Origin of the sequence: Streptomyces sp. NPDC006335 (assembly GCF_040612795.1) — a bacterium.
Taxonomy (GTDB): domain Bacteria; phylum Actinomycetota; class Actinomycetes; order Streptomycetales; family Streptomycetaceae; genus Streptomyces.
Genome location: NZ_JBEXQX010000001.1, coordinates 1,146,524 through 1,165,652 on the forward strand (window position 1 = coordinate 1,146,524; position 19,129 = coordinate 1,165,652).

Sequence of the window (19,129 nt, forward strand, 5' to 3'; positions counted from 1 at the left end):
CCCCTGGCCGGTTCCTTTCGGTCCGCGGTCACCGCGCCCGCACATTCCGTCCGCAAGGAATCCGAAGCATCGGCACAGATGTGCGGCAGTCGTGGTTATGCGGCACTTCAGGGGGATTAATCCTGACAACACAAGCCTGTTGAAGACAGGTCAGAAGTGAACAACCAGCAACGAGACGGCTGGTTTCACGGAAACACACAGCCGGGGCTAGGGTGCCTCAGATGTTTCCAGCCGCCGCCGACGCAGTCCCCCGTCCGCGCTCGCCGCAGGACCCTCCGCCCCAGAAGAAGCGTGACTCCTTCTTCGACAACGCCAAGTACCTGGCGATCGTCCTGGTGGCGGTCGCACACTCCTGGGAGCCGCTCAAGGGTGACAGTCGGATCCTGGAGGGCGTGTACACGGTGGTGTACTCGTTCCACATGCCGGCGTTCATCGTCATCTCCGGCTTCTTCTCGCGCAGTTTCGACATGCGCGCGGACCGGCTGAAGCGGCTCGTGACCGGCGTCGCGGTGCCGTACATCGTGTTCGAGACGGCGTACTCCCTCTTCAAGCGCTACGCCGACCACGACCCGGGCATGGAGATCAGCCTCCTGGACCCGTGGTTCTTGACCTGGTTCCTGGTGGCGCTGTTCATCTGGCGGCTGACCACGCCGATCTGGAAGCTGGTGCGGTGGCCGCTGCCGCTCGCGCTCGGTATCGCCATGCTGGCGTCCGTGACCCCGGACATCGGTGACGACCTGGACCTCCAGCGGGTGCTGCAGTTCCTGCCGTACTTCGTCCTTGGCCTGGTCATGAAGCCCGAGCACTTCCGGATGGTGCGCCGGCGTTCGATGCGGATCGCGGCGGTGCCGGTGTTCGCGGCCGCCCTCGCGGTCGGCTGGTGGGCGGTGCCACGCATGGACACCGAGTGGTTCTACCACCGCGACGCCGTCCAGGAGATGGGCGCGCCCTGGTGGACCGGACCCGTCATGGTGCTGGCCATGTTCGCCAGTTCGCTGCTGCTGACGGCCTGTTTCTTCGCCTGGGTGCCGGGCCGCAGCATGTGGTTCACCACGCTGGGCGCGGGCACGCTGTACGGCTATCTGCTGCACGGCTTCCTGATCAAGGGCGCGGGTTTCGCGGGCTGGTTCGACCACGCCTGGCTGCACCGTCCGGCCGGTGAGCTCTTCGTGAGTGCCCTGGCCGCGGTCGCCGTCACCGTGATGTGCACCGCGCCGGTGCGCCGCGTCTTCCGGTGCGTGATGGAGCCCGACATGAACTGGGCGTTCAAGAAGGACGCTTCGGACGCGGCCCGAGCGCGCGAGGAGAAGACGGCTCCTCGCGAGAAGGCCGGCGTCTAGGCGGACCCACGGTCCGGGTTCAGGCGGACCCACGGCCCGGGTTCAGTGGGAATCGCGGCCCAGACCGAGAAGCGCGCGCATCCTCGCGTACTTCTCGGTCAGTCGTGTCCGGGTCGCCTCGTCGAGGACCGCCAGGCGCGCCGGGTCCGCGTTGTGCGCCAGATCGGCCTGCTTCACCAGCAGCGCGCCCGGGGTCGCCAGGATGCGCCCGGCGTACGCCTCGGGCGGCTCTCCGGCCCGCTTGGTGACGGCGAGCACGATGTCCTTCGTACGGCGGCTCAGCGCGGCCTCGTCGAGCCACCGCGCGGAGAGCGCGTCGTCCTCGACGGAGTCGTGCAGCCAGGCCGCCGCGATCTGGTCGTCGTCGCCGCCACGCGCGCGTACGCCCTCGGCGACGGCCCTCAGGTGTTCGGCGTAGGGCCGGCCGGCCTTGTCGGTCTGGCCCTCGTGCGCGGCGCGGGCGAGGGCCTCGACCTCGGCCAGGGTCAACTCGTCGGTCATTCCCCCAGTGTGTCGCGCCGCAGCGCCGCGCGGGCCGGGAGGCCGGCCCCGGTGAGCCCGGCACGACGATCGTGCCCGCGAAGGCGCCGTAGACGAGCGGGGGACCGGGGCGATGAGGGCGGCCGGCGGATCGGGACGGGGGGTGAACCCCGCCCGGCCGCGCCGGACGGCTAGTGCGGCCCGGCCTGGGCCGTCGGACCCTCGCGGCAGATCAGCAGCAGCGCCCGGTCGTCGTTGACGTCCTTCGCGACCGCCTCGATCAGGTGCCAGGCGGCACCGTGGAAGCCGCCGGCCACATACCGGTCGGCCTCCCCCGTCAGCCGGTCGATGCCCTCGACTATGTCGCGGTCGGACGTCTCCACCAGACCGTCGGTGAAGAGCATCAGGACGTCGCCGGGCCGCAGCGAGCCCTTCACGGGGTCGAACTGGGCGCCGTCGTAGACACCGAGCAGCGGGCCCTCCGCGGCCTTCTCCTCCCAGCGGCCGCTGCCGGAGCTGAGCTGGAGCCCCGGCGGATGGCCGGCCGAGTAGAGCTCGTAGTCGCCGGAGTCAAGGTCCAGGACCAGGTGGATCGAGGTCGCGAAGCCCTCGTCCCAGTCCTGGCGGAGCAGATAGCCGTTCGCGGCGGGCAGGAAGGCGTGCGGGGGCAGCGAGCCCAGCAGGCCGCCGAACGCCCCGGACAGCAGCAGGGCCCGGGACCCCGCGTCCATGCCCTTGCCGGAGACGTCCGTGAGGACGACCTCCAGCGTCCGGCCGCCGTTCGTACGGGCCGCGACAACGAAGTCACCGGAGAAGGACTGGCCGCCCGCGGGACGCAGCGCCATCTCCCGGTGCCAGCCGTGCGGCAGGTGCGGCAGCTTGCTCTGGACCCGGATGCGTTCGCGCAGGTCGAACAGCATGGTGCCGCCGCGCCGCCAGGGCACGCCGACCCGGCTGCGGAACTGGGCGATCAGCAGGCCGAAGAACCCGCAGGCGGCCACGACCAGGACGACGCCCGGGGTGACCCGGGACGGCCCCTCGGTGTACGGCCCCAGCTGCACCGACTCCACGATCAGGGCGGTCGCCGCCGCCGCGTACAGGCCGAGCAGGCTCGCCGGGCGCAGCAGCAGACCGCCGGCGACGATCGGGAGGACCAGCGCGGCCGGTGAGCACCACACCGAGTTCATCAGGGTGACGGACGCGATCACCGGGACGGTCAGGAGCAGGCCCGCCAGCGCGACCCAGTCCGAGCCGTCGCCGCGGAAGTAGTCCACGGCACTTCTGCGCAGGCCGACGCGGACCCGGTGCCACTGCATCCTCAACCGGGCCGTGAACGTCTCGGCTTCCGCGCGCCGCTCTCGTCCTGCTGCCATTAGTTCGGGACCTTATCCGTCGAACCCCCTGCTTGGCACAGGAGGTACGACTTGTCCCCCGTGCGAGGTTCAACTTCACAGTCCCTCAAGGGCCGTACCCGCCCCGGCTCACGACGGGCCCCGCCGAAAATCCCTCGCCCGCCCCGCCGAGCCCTGGTAGGCATGGTTCATGGGGACTGATTTGCGGGTGCTTCGGCAGGACGACTGGGACGAGTGGTACGACAGCCTGATCCGCGCCTTCGGCGGGGTTCCGGAGTCGGCCGAGGAGCGGGCGCTGTGGAGTGAGCTCACCGAGCACGACCGCTCCATCGGTGTCTGGGACGACGGGCGGTGTGTGGGCACGGCCGGGGCGTTCAGCTTCCGGGTGACCGTGCCGGGCGGGGCCTCCGTGCCCGCCGCCGGCGTCACCATGGTCGGCGTGGCCGGCACCCACCGGCGGCGCGGGATCCTGACCTCGATGATGCGCCGCCAGCTCGACGACGTGCGCTCCTGGGGCGAGCCGCTGGCCGTGCTCACGGCCTCCGAGCCGGTGATCTACGGCCGCTTCGGGTACGGCGTCGGCACCTACCACCTCAACGCCGACATCGACACGACCCGGGTACGGCTGTCCCTGCCGCCCGGCACCGACGACGTACGGCTGCGGTACGCGGCGCCCGCCGACGTCCTCGACGCGTGCGAGGCGGTGTACGCCCGGCTCGTGCCCCGGCGGCCCGGGATGGTCGCCAGGGCCCCGGGCTGGGAGCGGGTGGGGCTGATGGACCCGGAGGGCGACCGGGGCGGTGCCTCACCGTTGCAGTGCGTGGTCGCGGAGCGGGACGGCGAGGTCGTGGGGTTCGTGCGGTACCGGGTCAAGGCGGACTGGGAGCCGACCGGGCCCAACGGCACGGTCGTGGTCTCCGACCTGGAGGCGCTGGATCCGGCCACCCACGGCGCGCTGTGGCGGTTCCTGTTCGACCTCGACCTCACCTCGCGCATCGACGTCCGGCGGCGGCCGGTCGACGAGGCCTGGCAGTACCTCGTCTCCGACGTCCGGCGCTGCTCGCTGCTCGTGCGGGACTCGCTGCACGTACGGCTGGTGGACCTCGGGGCCGCGCTGGAGGCGCGCACCTATCAGACGCCGGTGGACGTGGTGTTGGACGTCGAGGACGCCTTCTGCCCCTGGAACAGCGGGCGTTGGCGGCTCAGCGGAGACACCAAGGGCGCCTCGTGCGAGCGTACGACGGATTCGGCCGATCTTGCCCTGTCCGTCAAGGAGTTGGGTGCCGCCTATCTCGGTGGCGTGAGCCTCGCCTCGCTGGCGGGGGCCGGGCTGGTGCGGGAGGTACGGCAGGGGGCGCTGGCCGAGGCGGCGGTGGGCTTCGGATCTGCTGTGGCGCCCTGGCTGCCGCACGGCTTCTAGGGCCCTGGTCTCACCGGCTCTGGCAGGCCGGACACCAGAAGAGGTTGCGGGCGGCGAGATCGGCGGTGCGGATCTCGCCGCCACAGATGTGACAGGGCAGCGTGGCCCTGCGGTACACGTAGACCTCGCCGCCGTGGTCGTCGACGCGGGGCGGGCGGCCCATCGCCTCCGGGGTGTGCTCCGGGCGGACGGTGTCGATGCGGTTGTTCCGCACACCCTCGCGCATGAGCTCGACGAGGTCGGTCCAGATTGCGTCCCACTCGGCGGGGGTGAGGTCCCGGCCCGCGCGGTACGGGTCGACACGGTGCCGGAAGAGGACCTCCGCGCGGTAGACGTTGCCCACGCCCGCGATGATCTTCTGGTCCATCAGCAGCGCGGCGATCGTCGTACGGCTGCGGGAGATCCGCCGGTATGCGGCCTGCGGGTCGGCGTCCGCGCGGAGGGGGTCCGGGCCGAGACGGTCGTGTATCGACCGCTTCTCGGCGGGGGTGATCAGGGCGCAGGTCGTGGGGCCGCGGAGGTCGACGTAGGCCGTGGTGTTCGCGAGGCGGAGGCGGACCGTGTCGGTGGGCGGGGGTGCGGGGGCCGGGCCGAAGGTGACCTTGCCGAAGAGGCCGAGGTGGATGTGGACCCAGTCGGTGTCGCGGAAGCCGAGGAAGAGGTGCTTGCCGTGGGCCTCGGTGCGGGTGAGTTCCGAGCGGTCGAGAAGGGCGGCGGCGTCGGAGAACTTGCCCTGGGGGCTGGTGACACGGGGTTTCGTGCCGCGGAAGGCGGCGCCGTAGTCCTGGGCCAGGCGGTGGATGGTGTGGCCCTCGGGCACGGGTGCTCCTCGTTCGTTCTGCGGATGGAGGCGCGGGTGGTTCTTCTCGCCCCCGCCGCCCCTACCCGTCCCATCCTCCAAGGGCTGCCGCCCCTTCGACCCGCCCTGGGGGCTCCGCCCCCAGACCCCCGCTCCTCAAACGCCGGAGGGGCTGGATCGACGGAACGCCGGAGAGGCTGGATGCCCTAGGGGCGCGGGGAACTGCGCGACCAGCCCCCACGCGCCCGCACCCGACCCGCGACCCCGCCGGAGATTACTGCTGAGGGTGGTGGGCCGGGATCGCCGGCAGGTCGCCCGTCGTCTCGTAGGCGGACAGCATGTCGATGCGGCGCTGGTGGCGCTCGTCGCCGGAGAACGGCGTGGCGAGGAAGGTCTCGACGAACTTCGTCGCCTCCTCCGTGGTGTGCATGCGGGCGCCCACCGCGACGACGTTGGCGTTGTTGTGCTGGCGGCCCAGCGACGCGGTCTCCTCGCTCCAGGCGAGGGACGCCCGGACGCCCTTGACCTTGTTCGCCGCGATCTGCTCGCCGTTGCCGGAGCCGCCGATCACGATGCCGAGGGAGTCGGCGTCGGCGGCGGTACGCTCGGCGGCGCGGAGGCAGAAGGGCGGGTAGTCGTCCTGGGCGTCGTAGATGTGGGGACCGCAGTCGACCGGGTCGTGGCCGGCCGCCTTGAGCCACTCGACGAGGTGGTTCTTGAGTTCGAAGCCCGCATGGTCGGAGCCGAGATACACGCGCATGGGATGAGTGTGACACGGCTGTTTCCGGGCAGCAGCCCCGGGTGTCCGGCAGGAAAACCGTGAACCTGACATTGGAACCTCAAGGAAACCTCAAGTAACGATCTGGATTCAAAGGTTCACGAATTTCTTTGCCTCCGATTCACTGGACCGACCCGTACACCGCTCGTACGGGAATCCCCACACCCGGCACGAAGGAATTCCCCGTATGACTGGTCTCCAGGCGGGACTCAAGAACCGTCACCTCTCGATGATCGCCATCGGCGGTGTCATCGGAGCGGGCCTTTTCGTGGGCTCCAGCTCCGGTATCGCCACCGCCGGACCCGGCATCCTGCTGTCCTACGCGCTTGTCGGCACCCTGGTCGTCCTCGTGATGCGGATGCTCGGTGAGATGTCCGCCGCGAACCCGGACTCCGGTTCCTTCTCGGCGCACGCAGACCGGGCCCTCGGGCGCTGGGCCGGTTTCTCCATCGGCTGGCTGTACTGGTTCTTCTGGGTCGTCGTGCTCGCCGTCGAGGCGACCGCCGGTGCCAAGATCCTCGAAGGCTGGATACCCGCCGTACCGCAGTGGGGGTGGGCGCTGATCGTGATGGTGGTGCTGACCGCCACCAACCTCGTCTCGGTGGGGTCCTACGGCGAGTTCGAGTTCTGGTTCGCCGGGATCAAGGTCGTGGCCATCGGGGCGTTCATCGTCATCGGCCTGCTCGCCGTGTTCGGCGTCCTGCCGGGTGTCGACGCGGACCAGGCGGGGCTCTCCAACCTCACCGACCACGGCGGTTTCCTGCCGCACGGGCCCGGTGCCATCCTCACCGGTGTGCTGCTCGTCGTCTTCTCCTTCATGGGCAGCGAGATCGCGACGCTCGCGGCCGGTGAGTCGGAGGACCCGCAGCGGGCCGTGACCAAGTCGACCAACAGCATCATCTGGCGCATCGCGGTCTTCTACCTGGGCTCGATCTTCGTCGTGGTCGCCCTGCTGCCGTGGGACTCCAAGTCCATCCAGGACGACGGCTCCTACGTCGCCGCGCTCGACTCCCTCGGGATCGCGCACGCCGGTCAGATCATGAACTTCATCGTGCTGACCTCGGTGCTGTCCTGCCTGAACTCCGGTCTCTACACGGCCTCCCGGATGGCCTTCTCGCTCGGCGAGCGCGGTGACGCGCCGAAGGCGTTCGCGCGGGTCAACGGCCGGGGTGTGCCGATGGCCGCGATCCTCGCGTCGGTGGTGTTCGGCTTCGTCGCCGTCTTCTTCAACTACCTCTCCCCCGACAAGATCTTCCTCTTCCTCGTCAACTCCTCCGGTGCGGTGGCCCTGTTCGTGTGGCTGGTCATCTGCTTCTCGCAGCTGCGGATGCGGAAGATCGTCCAGGCCGAGGCGCCGGAGAAGCTGGTCGTGAAGATGTGGCTGTACCCGTATCTGACCTGGGCGACGGCCGCGTTGATCGTGTTCGTCCTCGGGTACATGCTGACCGACACGGAGCACGACGGGCGGGAGACCGTGCTGCTGTCGCTGCTCGTCGCCGCGGTGGTCCTCGTCATCGCCGTGGTGAAGGAGAAGGTCGGCCGCGGCAGGGCGGGCGCGGCCCCGGCCGGTGAGGTGACGGACAAGGTCTCCGTCGGCTGAACAGGTGGGTGAGCGGGGCCCCGTGGCGTGTGTGCCGCGGGGCCCTTCTTCTATGCGCTCACAGGACGGTGAAGCTGTCTTTCACCTTCTCGTACGTCTCGAGGGCCCGCGTCTCGATGTCCGGCTGGTACCAGGTGTTGATCTGGTACGACTTGTCGCCCACGTTGAAGCCGAGCAGTTGGGCGTGCCAGGGGACGCCGCCGAGGGTGAAGGTGTATTCCCAGACGACCGCGGGGTGATCGCGGAACGTCGTCTCCTCCAGGCGGATCTTGCGGTAGTCCTGGCCCTGGTGGGCGTTCTGCTCGGAGGTCCTCCAGGTCTCCATCAAGTCGCCCCGGGCGAGCGAGGACTTGGCGGCGAGCTCCTGCTTTCCGTCCGGCGAGGTGTAGTGGACCTCGGCCCCCGTCTTCACGTCCCGACGCCAGCCCGTGGGGGTCGCCCACGCGAATCCGCCGGCCTCCTCGTGCGCGCCCGGCGGGAGCGAACGGGGGCGGGAGGTGCCCTCGACGGTGGAGGACGGGGTGCCGGGGGTGGAGGCGCCGGGTTCCGAGGAGGAGACGGAGGCGGAGGCGGTCGGGGAACCGCCCGCCTTGTCGTCGCCGGGTGAGCCGGACGTGGTGGCGAGGATGATCGCGACCACGACGGCACTCGCGGCGACCACGCTTCCGGCGGCGACCAGGGTGGTCCGGCGCCGGCCGCGGTGGGGGGCGGCGGGGCGGACGGGGCCGGGGAGTTCGCCCGGCGGCATGCGGTGGGGGTGGGGGCCGAGGACCGGGGCTGGGTCGGGGTCCTGGGCGGGGCGAGTGCGGGGGGCGACGGCGGGGGCGCCGGTGTCGGCGCCGGACCCTTGGCTGACGGTGTCTGCGGAGTGCTGCCCCGGTACGGCCCGCTCGCCGCGGACCAGGGAGACGCCCGGGTGGTGGGGCGTCGGCACCGGACCGACACGGGTGGGGGCGGAGGCGGCGCTCGTGGGGGTGTCCCGGGTCGGCGCGTCCGGCATCGGGAAGTGCTCCGTGGGGGCCCCGGCCGCGAGGGAGTCCTGGGTGGGGGCACTGGCGAGGGGCGTACTGGCCGTGGTGGCTCCGGCCCGGAGCGCGGCCCCCACCGAGCTCCCCGACGGCGTCTCCGACCGAACCTCCGAACGCTCATCGGAAGCGGCCTCGGTGGAAGCACTGGCGCCCCGGAGGCGGGGAGGCGCGGACGTCCCGGCCGGGGAGGAGAGTCCGGGCTGCACGGCTACCGCCTCGGCACCGACCCCGTCCGTCCCCGTGCCCCCGGCCCCCGCCGACGCCCCGCGCCGGACCGGCACGGCATCCGACGGCTCCTCGGCCTCGGCCCCGGACCGAGACCCCGCCGACGACGAGTCCGAACCCCCGGCAACAGGCCCAAGCGGCTCGGCACCCGACGGGCCACCCCCGTCCCCGTCACCCACCGGCTCTCGTACGACCGCCTCGGCGTCCTCATCCGCGGACGCCGTCCCGTACGTCGATGTGCCCCGACTCTCGGCACCGCCGACGCCCACCGACCCACGCCGGACCGGCACGGCATCCGACGGCTCCTCGGCCTCGGCCCCGGACTCCTCCGACGCCGTCTCCCCGCTCTCGGCAACGTCCTCACCCGAGAGGTCCGGTGCCGCGGCCGAGGGCTCCACCACGGCGGGCTCGGGCCCGGTCCGCGGCTCCGGCACCCTCGGGTCCCGTACCGCCCGCATGACCCGAGTCGGTGATTCCGGCCGTGTCCACGGTGCGGATGACCCCGGTTCCGGATCCGAGGTGGTGGAGGTGTCGGAGGAGTCGGAGGAGTCGGAGGAGTCTCCCTCCTCGTCATGTGAGGCCCCCGGCGGGTCCGCCGTTACCGGACCGTCGCCGCCCGGCGTTACCGAAGCAGGGTCGCTCAGCTCCCCCGCGGCCACGACCCCGGTCCCGGCCTCGGCCGACCGCTCCTCCCCCGCCTCCATCCGCAACGTCGGTGTGGGCGCGGGGAACGCGACCCCCCGCAGGGCCGACTCCACCTCGTCCAGGCCGGGGCGTATCGAGGGGTCCTTCTCCAGCAGGGCCGTCAGGATGTCGGTCAGCAGGCCCGCCGTCGCGGGGAGTTCCGGCTCCTCGTACAGGACGGCGTGCAGCGTGGCGAGGGTGGTGTCGCGGGAGAAGGGGGAGCGGCCGCCGAGGGCCGCGCACAGGGTGGCTCCCAGGGACCAGATGTCCGACGGCGGCCCCTGCGGGCGCCCGGAGACCCGCTCGGGGGCCATGTAGTCGGGGGAGCCGACGAGCATGCCGACCATGGTGAGCGCCTCGGCGTCCTGCATCGCGGCGATGCCGAAGTCCGTCAGCACGATGCGGCGGCCGGTGCGGTCTCCGGACTCCACCAGGACGTTCCCGGGTTTGATGTCCCGGTGCAGGACGCCTCGCGCGTGGACCTGCCGCAGGGCCCGCACCAACCCGAGGCCGAGCAGCGCCGTCTCGCGCGGGCCCAGCGGGCCGTCCTCCACCGTCATCCGTTCCAGGGAGCGGCCCTTGACCAACTCCATGACGATCCACAGGCGTTCGCCCTCGTCCACGACGTCGTAGACCCGCACGACGTTGGGGTGGTCGATCCGGGCCGTGGCCCTGGCCTCGCGCAGGGTGCGTTCGCGGCGGGTGCGGGTGTCCTCCGCGTCGAGGCCGTCGATCCGCATCTCCTTGACCGCGACCGGCCGGTCGAGCATTTCGTCGGCGGCCCGCCACACCCGTCCCATTCCCCCCTGGCCGATACTTTCGACCAGGCGATAGCGTCCCGTCACCAGGAGCCCTGGAACTCCGCCGCGCCTCGCATTTCCCGTGTCTCCCGCATTCCCCGGCAATCCGCTGCACCCCCTCAACGATGTCCCGAATGGAACACGATGGTCACACTTCGCGCCGTACCAGCATAGTGCGGAGAAATCTTGTGGTACCTCTTCAAGTACTGCGAATTCAGGCGCAGCCAAGGGGGGCGAACATGAGTTCTCGTCGTATGACGACCATCGCCGGATCGCTGGTCACGGCGGCTTTCTCGACGGTGATGATCTGTTCCTTCACCGCGAGCGCGGACGAGGGACCGGCAAGCAGCAAGGGGGGTAAGGCCGTTGACAAGGCGCCGGCGGGTGTGGAGCTGACGACGACACTGCCTGGGACGATCTCCGTCGACAACAGCTCGCAGAAGACCGATCTCACGGCCACCGTGAAGAACGACGGGAGCAAGGACAGCGGAAAGATCAGGCTTTTGGTCGTCGGATTCGACGGCATGACGGTCAAAAACGTTCAAGGCTGCTCTCCGATCGAAGAAAAAGATCTGCCGGAGGGCTCGAACAGCGGTTTCGCCTGCCCCATCGACAATCTCGCGGCCGGCAAGTCGAAGTCGTACGCCGTCGATGCGACATTCGATCTCAAGAAGACCGGAAAGATCTGTCTGCCGGTACAGACCGGCGACGGGAAGAAGACGTTCTGGCAGCAGGGCCCGGTTCCGTTCGGTACGACGAACCCGTCGCCGAACGCCCCGGCCACCCCACTGCTGCTGGGCACCGACAACAAGCCGGTGGCACCGGGCGGAGACACCCCGCGCGAGCTGCCGAAGACCGGCGTGGCACGTGACCTGCTGCCCCTCGGGACCGCGGGCGCGGCACTGATGTCGGCGGGTGTGGCCGGGCTGTGGTGGTCGCAGCGTCGGCCGCGGCGCACCGGCTGATCCGCGAAGGGGGCGGCGACGGAGGCATAACCTGACGGGAACTGTCAGGTTATGCCTCCAGCATGTCCGGCATGAATCTCTCGACCGACGACGAAGTCTCCAGTTTCCAGACCGGGTTCGCGCTCCGGCCCGACCTCGTGTTCCCGGTCCGCTCCCCCGACGACGTGGTCGCCGCAGTGCGCCACGCGGCCGAGGCGAACCTGCCGGTGAGCGTGCTGGCCACCGGGCACGGACTGCCCGGCGCGGTGGAGGGCGGCGCGCTGATCAGCACCCGGCACATGGACCGGGTGACCATCGACCCCGAGGCCCGTACCGCCCGGCTCCAGGCGGGTGTCCGCTGGGGGCAGGTGGTGGAGGCGGCCGAGCCGTACGGGCTCGCGCCCCTCAACGGTTCGGCGCCCGGCGTCGGTGCCGTGTCGTACACCCTGGGCGGTGGACTCGGCATCCTGGCAAGGGAGTTCGGCTACGCCGCCGACCATGTCCGCTCCCTCGACGTCGTCACCGGGGACGGCCGGCCGCGGCATGTCACCGCGGAGTCCGACCTGTACTGGGGTCTCCTCGGCGGCGGCCGTCACCTCGGTGTCGTCACCGAGCTGGAGATCGGGCTCGTCCCCGTGCGGACGCTCTACGGCGGTTCGCTCGCCTTCGACGGCCGCGAGGTCGGTCCGGCGGCCGCGCTGCGGGCGTACGGGGAGTGGACCAGGACCGTCCCGTCCACGCTGACCTCGTCCTTCGCGGCCGTACCGTATCCGGACGTCCCCGCGCTGCCGCCGCACCTGCGCGGGCGGTACGTCCTCTCCGTCCGGGTCGCGTACACCGGAGCCGACGGGGACCGACTCCTCGCCCCGCTGCGGGAGATCGGGCCGGTGCTCGCGGACTCCCTGCGCGAGATGCCGTACGCCGACAGCCGCACCATCCACAGCGACCCCGACTTCCCGCACAGCTACTACGGGGACAGCGCGGTGCTGAGCGAGCTGGACGTGGAGCGGGCCGGGGAGCTTCTCGAACGGACCGGGCCGGACGCGGGTGCCATGGTCGTCGTACAGATCAACCATCTGGGCGGGGCGCTGGCGCGACCGGCCCCGAACTCGGTGCCGTACCGCGAAGGGCGTTTCCTGGTGCGGCTGTTGACGGGCGGGGAGCGCCGGCAGGCGCGCGAGCTGCTGGACCCGGCGTTCGGGCTGCTCGCGCCCGTGACCCTCGGACGCAGCGTCAACTTCGCCTTCGGGGCCGGGGACCGGACCGAGGGGCTGTACGACGCCGGAACGCGCGAGAGGCTCGCCGGGCTGGAGTCGCGGTACGACCCGGCGAGCCTCTTCTCAAGGAGTGTCAGCGCTTGACGAGCTTCCAGGCGGTGGGCAGGACGCCCATGGCCAGGGCCGCCTTGAGGGCGTCGCCGAGGAGGAAGGGGGTCAGGCCGGCCGCGACGGCGGCGGACAGCGACATGTCGGCGGCGTAGGCGAGGTACGGGACGCCGATCGCGTAGATGATCGCCTCGCCGGCCAGCATGGCTCCGGCCGTCCGCCACACGTTCCGGTCGGCGCCGCGGCGGGCCAGGGCGCCGACGGCGGCGGAGGCCAGGATCATGCCGAGGATGTAGCCGAAGGAGACGGAGAACCCGGAGGTGCCCTGCGCGAACCACGGGAGCCCGGCGAGGCCCGCCAGCGCGTACAGGGCGAGGGCGGCGACACCGCGGCGGGCGCCGAGGGTGGTGCCGACGAGCAGCGCGGCGAAGGTCTGGCCGGTCACCGGCACCGGGGAGCCCGGCACGGGCACGGAGAGCTGCGCGGCGAGCCCGGTGAGCGCGGCGCCGCCGACCACGAGCGCCACGTCCCGGACGCGGGAGGCGGGGATCAGGTCGGCGAGGACCTGACCGGTGCGGGCGGGGGCGACGGCGGTGCTCATGGGGACTCCGCGAGGGTGTGAACGGCGGGGGACGTCGTGACGCTATCCCAGCGCGTTCCGGCCGATCACCGTCAGCGCCCGACAAAGCGGGGAGCGAGGGCTTGGTGGGCTCCGGACAAAGGATGCCGGTTACACCCGGTACGGCGTGATGCCGGTCACTGAGGTGAGGTGGCCTCGGATACAGGGGCGCGGGGTCACGCCGCTGTGGGGAATCTCCAAATGAATCCTAGTGGTCTGGTCGGATTCACCGTTCCTGCCCTACCCTTCGGACATGGTCGCCCAGTCCCGGTACTTCTCCTCGCGTCGCCATGTCGACCTGCGTCGCGTGGGCACGGCCGTCTGTCGCCGTCCGGTGTGAGGCGGGCTCCGGCGCGCCTCGTTCTCCGAGTCGTGTCGGCCCCCGTTCCCGAGGACGGTCCTCCATGCCCCCTTCCCTGGCACCCCCCGTCACCTCCCCTTCCACGTCCCGGCGCCGGACGAGCGCCAGCGTCGTCCTGCGGTCCGTGCTGGAGCACGGTCCGGTGGCGCGCAGCACCATCGCCCGGCTGACCGGGCTGTCCCCGGCGTCCGTGACGGACTACTGCTCGCGCTTCACCGAGCTCGGCCTGATCCGGGAGTCGGAGACACCCCGGCGCTCCCAGGGTGTGGGCCGCCCCCATGTGCCCGTGGACCTCGACGCGTCACGGTTCGTCGTGGGCGGGGTCCATGTGGCCGTCCCCTATACGACCGTTGCGCTGCTCGATCTGCGCGGCCGGGTGGTGGCCGTGCGGGAGCTGCGGCACGAGGGGGCCGACGGCGCCGACGCCGACGCGGTCCTGGCGCGGGCCGCCGACGGGCTCGCCGCGCTCCTCGCCCGGTCCCCGCGGCTGCGCTGCCTGGGCGTCGGCTTCGCGGCCGGCGGCTGGGTGGACCGGGACTCCGGGACCGTGGTCGAGCACCCCCTGCTGGGCTGGCACGAGGTGCCGGTGCGGGAGCTGCTCGGCTCCCGTACCGGCCTGCCGGTCCATGTGGACGGGCACGCGCGGGCGTTGGTCAACGCGGAGCGGCTGTTCGGGCGGGCGCGCGGCAGCCGGAGTGTGCTGCATCTGTTCGTCGGCAACGTGGTGGACGCGGCGTTCGCCACCCACGACGAGGTGCATCACGGGCCGCGCTCCCAGGCGGGCGCGATCGCCCATCTCCCGGTGCCGGGCGGCACCGAGCCCTGCGACTGCGGCCGGACCGGGTGCCTCCAGGTCGAGCTGAGCGAGCGGACGTTGTGCCGACGGGCCCGGCTGGCGGGCATCGTCGAGGGCGTGAACCCGATGCACGTGGTCGCGGCGGCGGCCGCGGGCGACCCGGTGGCGGCTCGGCTGCTGACGGAGCGGGCGGGTGCCGTGGGGCGGGCGGCGCGGCTGCTCCTCGACGTGCTGAACCCGGAGGCGGTCGTGGTGACCGAGGTCGGCGTCCTGCACCGGGAGGACTGCCTGGCCGCTCTGCGCGAGGGTGTGGGCGGCGACCGCGCGAGTTCCGTCGTCCCGTCGAGTTTCCCGGATTCCGTCCTCGCCGTGGCGGGCGGTTCGGTGGCTCTCGACGTGCTCTACCGGGATCCTTTGGCCGCGTCACCTGAGGCTATTTAATTCAGAAACTCCGAATGTTGACAGGGCTTCCTCGAAGCGGAGAACATCCTGTTCATGAGCCCGAACCTGCACTGTCGCGCCCTCTGTTGCTGACACGTTGCCCCGTGTGACGCGCTCATTTCCCCTGCGTGAACGCATTTCTTCGTGACTTTCTCCTGCACTGATTCAGGGAGTATTCCCATGCCCTATTCCCGCACGTCCGGCACCCGCACCTCCGGCATCGACCGGCGGCTGTTCCTCACCTCGGTCCTCGGCGCCGCGGCCGGTGTCGCCGGCCTCAGCGGCTGCGCCGGCAGCAGTGCCGCCGCCGACAGTGAGGACGCCCTGTCCGCCCCGCTCGCCGCCAAGGTCCCGGCCGGCACGAGCCTGAAGATCGCCTCGTATTCCGGCCAACAGCAACTACAGCTGAAACTGGGAAAGTTGGGTGAGCCACCGTTCAAGGTGACGAGCTGGCCCAATATCAGCGCCGGCCCCGATGTCATCAACGCCTTCCGTGCCGGCTCCCTGGACGTGGCCAACAACGCGGGAATCCCGCCGATCCAGGCGCACTTCCAGGGCTACGACGCGAAAATCGTCGCGATCAACATCACCCGCAAGCCGAACTACCTCTTCGCCACCAAGCCCGGCAGTGACATCCGCACGGTCGAGGACTTCCGGGGGAAGAAGCTCGCGTTCTCGCAGGGGCAGGCCCAGGGCGTGGTGCTGCTGCGGGCGTTGAAGAAGGCCGGGCTCGCCTACGACGAGGTGAAGCTGGTCCCGCTGACCAGCAACCAGTTCTTCACGGCCCTGCAGTCCGGCCAGGTGGACGTGGCACCGCTCGCCAACAGCCAGGCACCCGCCTACCTCCAGCAGTACGAGCCGAAGGGCGCGCACGCCATCACCACCGACGTGGTCGACCTGCTCAGCCTGCTGTGGGCGCCGACGTCCGTGCTGGCCGACCCCGCGAAGGCCGCCGCGGTCGCCGCGTACATCCCGTACTGGGCCAAGGGCCAGGTGTGGACGTACGAGCACCCCGACATCTGGAACAAGGAGTTCTACGTGAAGACGCAGAATCTGACCCCCGCCCAGGCGAAGGCGGTGACCGCGCTGGCCAACAAGCCGCTGTTCCCGCCGAGTTGGGACGAGGCGATCAAGTGGGAGCAGGAGACCGCGGATCTGCTGGCGGAGGGCGGCTTCGTGAAGAAGTTCGACGTGGGCGAGCTGTTCGACCACCGCTTCGAGGGCATCGCCGCGAAGTCCGTGCCGGCGGAGTACCAGCGGTGAGCGCCGTGACCACGACGGTCGCCGTCGCCGCCCCCGAGGTGAGCACGGAGGTCCGCAGGCGCCGCCGGCTCTCCCCCGGCCGCCGACTGCCCGCGGCCCGGCTCGTCGGCCCGGTGCTCCTCCTCGCCCTGTGGGCCGCCGCCTCCGCCGCGGGACGCCTGGACCCGGCCGCGGTCCCCGCGCCCTGGACCGTGGTGGACACCGGTGCCCGTCTGTGGACCGCCGGGACCCTGCCCACCGACATCCTGACCTCGCTCCAGCGGGCCGCGTCCGGCTTCGCGATCGGACTGGCCGCCGGTGTCCTGCTGGCCCTGGTCGCCGGGCTCAGCCGGGTCGGCGAGGCGCTCGTCGACGGGACGGTGAACCTCAACCGGGCGATCCCCACCCTCGGCCTGATCCCGCTGTTCATCCTCTGGCTGGGCATCGGCGAGTCCTTCAAGGTCGCCATCATCGCGATCGTCGTCTACATCCCGATCTATCTGAACACCCATGCCGCGCTGGCCGGCATCGACCACCGCTTCGTCGAACTCGGTGAGGTCCAGGGGCTGTCGAGGCTCGCCTTCGTACGGCAGATCGTCATCCCCGGCGCGCTGCCCGGATTCTTCGTGGGACTCCGGCTCGGCGTCACCGGCTCCTGGCTGGGCCTGGTCGTCCTGGAGCAGATCAACGCGACCAGCGGACTCGGCTACATGATGTTCCAGGCCCAGAACTACGGCCAGAGCGATGTGATCCTCGTCGGTCTCGTCGTCTACGGCGTCTTCGGCCTGGTCTCCGACAGCGCGGTCCGTCTCATCGAACGGAGGGTGCTGTCATGGCGCCGCACACTGAGCAGCTGACCCGGCCGGCCGTACGGCTGCGGGGCCTGACCCGGTCGTTCGACGGGCGTACCGTCCTCGACGGCATCGACCTCGACATCCCGGCGGGACAGTTCGTCGCCCTGCTCGGGCACAGCGGCTCCGGCAAGAGCACGCTGCTGCGGGCGGTGGCGGGTCTTGACCACGAGGTGGTGGGCAGCGGGCGGCTCACGGCGCCGGAAAGGGTGTCCGTGGTCTTCCAGGACTCGCGGCTGCTGCCGTGGCGGCGGGTGCTGGACAACGTCCTGCTGGGGACCGACGGCGAGGAGAGGGGGCGGGAGGCGCTCGCCGAGGTCGGTCTCGCGGGCCGCGAACGCGCCTGGCCCAACGAGCTCTCCGGCGGCGAGGCCCAGCGCGCCGCCCTCGCCCGCTCACTGGTTCGCGAGCCCGAACTCCTGCTGGCCGACGAGCCGTTCGGCGCCCTCGACGCGTTGACACGCATCAAGATGCACGCGCTGCTGCGGGACCTGTGGAAGCGCCACCAGCCGTCCGTCCTGCTCGTCACCCACGACGTGGACGAGGCGATCGTGCTCGCCGACCGGGTGCTCGTACTCGAAGAGGGCCGCATCGGCCTCGACCTGACCATCGACCGCCCGCACCCGCGCTCGTACCGGGATCCCCTGCTGGGCGAGTACCGCGAACGACTGCTTGCCGCACTCGGCGTCACGGAGGACCACGCATGACCGCACGACAGCTCCACCTCAACGCCTTCCTCATGAACACCGGTCACCACGAAGCCTCCTGGCGGCTCCCCGAGAGCGACCCCTTCGCGCATGTCTCGCTCGACCACTACGTGCACCTCGCCCGGATCGCCGAGCGCGGGACCTTCGACTCGCTCTTCCTCGCCGACGGGCCGCAGCTGTGGAGCAACCTCGCGCAGCGGCCCGCCGGTGCGCTGGAGCCGCTCACGCTGCTGACCGCGCTGGCCACCGCCACCGAGCACATCGGGCTGATCGCGACCGCGTCCACCTCCTACAACTCGCCCTACAACCTGGCCCGGAAGTTCGCCTCGCTGGACATCATCAGCGGCGGCCGGGCGGGCTGGAACATCGTCACCACCGCCGGCGCGGAGGCCGCCCGCAACTTCGGTCTGGACGCGGAACCCGCGCACGCCGAGCGCTACGCCAGAGCCTCCGAGTTCCTCGACGTGGCCCTCAAGCTGTGGGACAGCTGGGAGGACGACGCGATCGTCGGCGACAAGGCGGCCGGCGTCTGGGGCGACGACGCCAAGATCCACCCGCCCCGGCACCGGGGGACGTACTTCCGTGTCGAGGGCGCCCTCAACGTGCCCCGCACACCGCAGGGTTACCCCCTGCTCGTGCAGGCCGGTTCGAGCGAGGACGGCAAGGAGTTCGCGTCCCGGTACGCGGAGGCCGTGTTCACCGCCCAGCAGACCATCGAGGACGCGCGGGCCTTCTACACCGACCTCAAGTCCCGTACCGCGGCGGCCGGGCGGGACCCCGAGCACATCAAGGTGCTGCCCGGAATCGTCCCCGTCATCGGCGCCACGGAGGCCGAGGCGCTCGCGAAGGAACAGGAGCTGGAGGACCACATCGTGCACCGGCACGGCGTGGCCAACCTGGAGCGCCTGCTGCAACTGCCCTCCGGGACTCTGGAGTTGGACCGCCGACTCCCGTCCGACCTGCCGCCGGAGTCCGCCATCGAGGGCGCGAAGAGCCGCTACACGCTGGTCGTGGAGCTGGCGAGGCGCGACCGGCTCACCGTGCGGCAGCTGATCGGACGGCTCGGCGGCGGGCGCGGCCATCTCACCTTCGCCGGGACGCCCGAGCAGGTCGCCGACGCCATCGGGACGTGGTTCACGCAGGGCGCCGCCGACGGCTTCAACATCATGCCCGCGGTGCTCCCTTCGGGGCTCGACGCCTTCGTCGACCACGTCGTCCCGATCCTGCGCGCTCGCGGCCTGCTCCGCACGGAGTACGGCCCGCGCCGGACCCTGCGGGAGCGCTACGGCCTCCCCCGCCCCGCCAACCAGCACGTCCAGCCCGTCTACGCCTAGGAA

Annotated in this window: 16 protein-coding genes; 10 read left to right on the plus strand and 6 right to left on the minus strand. The window is 71.2% G+C overall.

The window, feature by feature from the left end; genetic code table 11:
* Positions 1-221 precede the first annotated feature (221 nt).
* Positions 222-1,340, plus strand: a complete 1,119-nt coding sequence (locus ABZ098_RS05145; protein WP_356587321.1) for an acyltransferase family protein — start codon at positions 222-224, stop codon at positions 1,338-1,340.
* A gap of 42 nt (positions 1,341-1,382) precedes the next feature.
* Here the strand turns inward: ABZ098_RS05145 and ABZ098_RS05150 are convergent, their stop codons facing one another.
* Together ABZ098_RS05150 and ABZ098_RS05155 are read right to left on the minus strand one after the other, a co-directional pair.
* The gene (locus tag ABZ098_RS05150; RefSeq protein WP_356587323.1) at positions 1,383-1,841 is read right to left on the minus strand and encodes an HD domain-containing protein; all 459 of its coding nucleotides are present in this window, start codon (positions 1,839-1,841) and stop codon (positions 1,383-1,385) included.
* Between the two features lie 170 nt (positions 1,842-2,011).
* Positions 2,012-3,193, minus strand: a complete 1,182-nt coding sequence (locus ABZ098_RS05155) for a PP2C family protein-serine/threonine phosphatase (RefSeq protein ID WP_356587325.1) — start codon at positions 3,191-3,193, stop codon at positions 2,012-2,014.
* A 169-nt stretch (positions 3,194-3,362) separates the two neighbouring features.
* Between ABZ098_RS05155 and ABZ098_RS05160 the strand changes: the two genes are divergently transcribed.
* Positions 3,363-4,592 carry a GNAT family N-acetyltransferase gene (locus ABZ098_RS05160; protein ID WP_356587327.1) on the plus strand — a complete coding sequence of 410 codons (1,230 nt, stop codon included), beginning with the start codon at positions 3,363-3,365 and terminating at the stop codon, positions 4,590-4,592.
* Between the two features lie 10 nt (positions 4,593-4,602).
* Here the strand turns inward: ABZ098_RS05160 and ABZ098_RS05165 are convergent, their stop codons facing one another.
* Entirely contained in the window at positions 4,603-5,412 is an 810-nt protein-coding gene (locus tag ABZ098_RS05165; RefSeq protein WP_356587329.1) for a DNA-formamidopyrimidine glycosylase family protein, read from the minus strand.
* A gap of 253 nt (positions 5,413-5,665) precedes the next feature.
* Positions 5,666-6,151, minus strand: coding sequence for a ribose-5-phosphate isomerase (locus ABZ098_RS05170; protein WP_356587331.1), 486 nt, complete (start codon positions 6,149-6,151; stop codon positions 5,666-5,668).
* A 205-nt stretch (positions 6,152-6,356) separates the two neighbouring features.
* Here ABZ098_RS05170 and ABZ098_RS05175 point away from each other — a divergent pair, with 205 nt between their 5' ends.
* Complete coding sequence (locus ABZ098_RS05175) at positions 6,357-7,769, plus strand: amino acid permease (protein WP_356587333.1); 1,413 nt, start codon at positions 6,357-6,359, stop codon at positions 7,767-7,769.
* Between the two features lie 58 nt (positions 7,770-7,827).
* Here the strand turns inward: ABZ098_RS05175 and ABZ098_RS05180 are convergent, their stop codons facing one another.
* The gene (locus ABZ098_RS05180) at positions 7,828-10,554 is read right to left on the minus strand and encodes a protein kinase (RefSeq protein ID WP_356587639.1); all 2,727 of its coding nucleotides are present in this window, start codon (positions 10,552-10,554) and stop codon (positions 7,828-7,830) included.
* Between the two features lie 191 nt (positions 10,555-10,745).
* Between ABZ098_RS05180 and ABZ098_RS05185 the strand changes: the two genes are divergently transcribed.
* Complete coding sequence (locus ABZ098_RS05185; RefSeq protein WP_356587641.1) at positions 10,746-11,471, plus strand: hypothetical protein; 726 nt, start codon at positions 10,746-10,748, stop codon at positions 11,469-11,471.
* A gap of 71 nt (positions 11,472-11,542) precedes the next feature.
* Positions 11,543-12,811, plus strand: a complete 1,269-nt coding sequence (locus ABZ098_RS05190; RefSeq protein WP_356587335.1) for an FAD-dependent oxidoreductase — start codon at positions 11,543-11,545, stop codon at positions 12,809-12,811.
* On the opposite strand, the gene ABZ098_RS05195 is transcribed toward ABZ098_RS05190, so the two are convergent.
* Positions 12,801-13,376 (minus strand): biotin transporter BioY, encoded by a 576-nt coding sequence (locus ABZ098_RS05195; protein WP_356587337.1) that lies wholly within the window; start codon positions 13,374-13,376, stop codon positions 12,801-12,803. The two genes, ABZ098_RS05190 and ABZ098_RS05195, sit on opposite strands and share 11 nt — an antisense overlap.
* Positions 13,377-13,798: 422 nt before the next feature.
* Here ABZ098_RS05195 and ABZ098_RS05200 point away from each other — a divergent pair, with 422 nt between their 5' ends.
* From ABZ098_RS05200 to ABZ098_RS05220, 5 genes are all read left to right on the plus strand, one after another.
* Positions 13,799-14,992, plus strand: a complete 1,194-nt coding sequence (locus tag ABZ098_RS05200; RefSeq protein WP_356587339.1) for an ROK family protein — start codon at positions 13,799-13,801, stop codon at positions 14,990-14,992.
* 180 nt (positions 14,993-15,172) lie between these two features.
* Positions 15,173-16,255, plus strand: a complete 1,083-nt coding sequence (locus ABZ098_RS05205) for an ABC transporter substrate-binding protein (RefSeq protein ID WP_356587341.1) — start codon at positions 15,173-15,175, stop codon at positions 16,253-16,255.
* The gene (locus ABZ098_RS05210; RefSeq protein WP_356587343.1) at positions 16,252-17,091 is read left to right on the plus strand and encodes an ABC transporter permease; all 840 of its coding nucleotides are present in this window, start codon (positions 16,252-16,254) and stop codon (positions 17,089-17,091) included. Before ABZ098_RS05205 ends, ABZ098_RS05210 begins: the two co-directional genes overlap by 4 nt.
* Complete coding sequence (locus ABZ098_RS05215) at positions 17,067-17,792, plus strand: ABC transporter ATP-binding protein (protein ID WP_356587345.1); 726 nt, start codon at positions 17,067-17,069, stop codon at positions 17,790-17,792. Before ABZ098_RS05210 ends, ABZ098_RS05215 begins: the two co-directional genes overlap by 25 nt.
* Positions 17,789-19,126, plus strand: coding sequence for an LLM class flavin-dependent oxidoreductase (locus ABZ098_RS05220; RefSeq protein ID WP_356587347.1), 1,338 nt, complete (start codon positions 17,789-17,791; stop codon positions 19,124-19,126). Before ABZ098_RS05215 ends, ABZ098_RS05220 begins: the two co-directional genes overlap by 4 nt.
* The last annotated feature ends 3 nt before the right edge of the window (positions 19,127-19,129 follow it).